This is a genomic window from Actinoplanes sp. NPDC048791 (assembly GCF_040650095.1).
Taxonomy (GTDB): domain Bacteria; phylum Actinomycetota; class Actinomycetes; order Mycobacteriales; family Micromonosporaceae; genus Actinoplanes.
In genome coordinates, this window is sequence record NZ_JBEZGQ010001692.1 from 1 (window position 1) to 1,142 (window position 1,142).

Genomic DNA, 1,142 nt, shown 5'->3' on the forward strand with positions numbered 1-1,142 from the left:
GGGGCGGGCGCGGGGGGGGCGCCCGCGCCCCCCCCCCCCCGCCACGAGGTGCGGTGAAAGGAGAGGGACGGACGTCAGCCGGTACGGCAGCCGATCGTCGGCCACGTCCAGTTGCCGTTGGCCATGATCGTCACCCCGAAGTTGTTGCCACTACCGTTCGGTCGGGCGGTGACGGTTCCGCTGGTGCCGGTGACCGCGGCGTTCCAGCTGTTCTGGATGCTCTGGCCGCCGTTCAGGTTGAGCGTGACGACCCAGTTGCTCGCGTTGCTGACCGCGACGTTGAGGTTGAAGCGGTCGCCGAACTGCTGGCCGGCCGTGATCGTGGCGGTGCAGTTGCTGCCCGGGTTGCCGGGCGGCGGGGTGGTCGTGCCCGGGTTGCCGGGGTTGGAGCCGCCGCCCTCGCTGACGGTGATGTCCGAGCTGCCCTGGCTCTGGTAACCCTCGGTCGCCATGATCTGGTAGGCGTGGTTCGTGCCGAGGTTCAGGCCGGCCCGCGCCCACGCGTCGAAGTGGTTGGCGATCGTGATGGTGCCGCTGCTGCGCTTCGACTGCCGGACGCTCCAGAACTGGTAGAACGTCTGGGTGCCGTCGATCGAGGGCTGGTTGACCCGCTGGCTGCGCAGGATGTCGTACGTGCCGCCGTCGGAGGTGACGGTGCCCATCCGGGTGGCGCCGCTGCTCGGGTTGTAGCTGCCGAAGTTCTCGACGATGTAGTACTCGATGAGCGGGTTGCGCGTCCAGCCGTACAGGGCGAGATAGGTGTTGTTGTTGCCCGGGTTGTACGAGCCGGAGTAGGTGACCGTACGGCGGGAGCCGGTGGCCCAGCCCTTGCCGCCGACCCAGTTGTTGGTGCTGCGGTCCCAGCTGCTGGAGTACCGGCCGTTCTCGCGCAGCGTCATGCTGGCGTTACCACTGTCCTTCCAGAAGGAGAAGTAGTAGCCGTTGTGCGTGCCGGTGGTGTTGGAGCTGACCGTCCGGTCGGCCTCGGCGTGCGCGCTCGGGGCGGCGACGACCGTGCCGGCGACGGCCAGCACCGCCGTACACGCGGTGCCGAGGAGGACCCGCAAGCGGCGTCTCCTCGGCTGGATGGGGATGTCGGTCATGTAGGTGCTTCCTCCTCGTGACGGCTGGCGGGGGCCAGC

General features: G+C 69.0%; 1 protein-coding gene. It reads right to left on the reverse strand.

Features of this window, described 5'->3' with window-relative positions; translation table 11 throughout:
• Positions 1-74: 74 nt before the first annotated feature.
• Complete coding sequence (locus AB0C29_RS49670) at positions 75-1,103, reverse strand: glycoside hydrolase family 11 protein (protein WP_360835532.1); 1,029 nt, start codon at positions 1,101-1,103, stop codon at positions 75-77.
• Positions 1,104-1,142 lie beyond the last annotated feature (39 nt).

Bases quoted from the DNA above. Each gene is read 5' to 3' on its own strand.
- AB0C29_RS49670 (WP_360835532.1), bottom strand. From the start codon at position 1,103: ATGACCGACATCCCCATCCAGCCGAGGAGACGCCGCTTGCGGGTCCTC.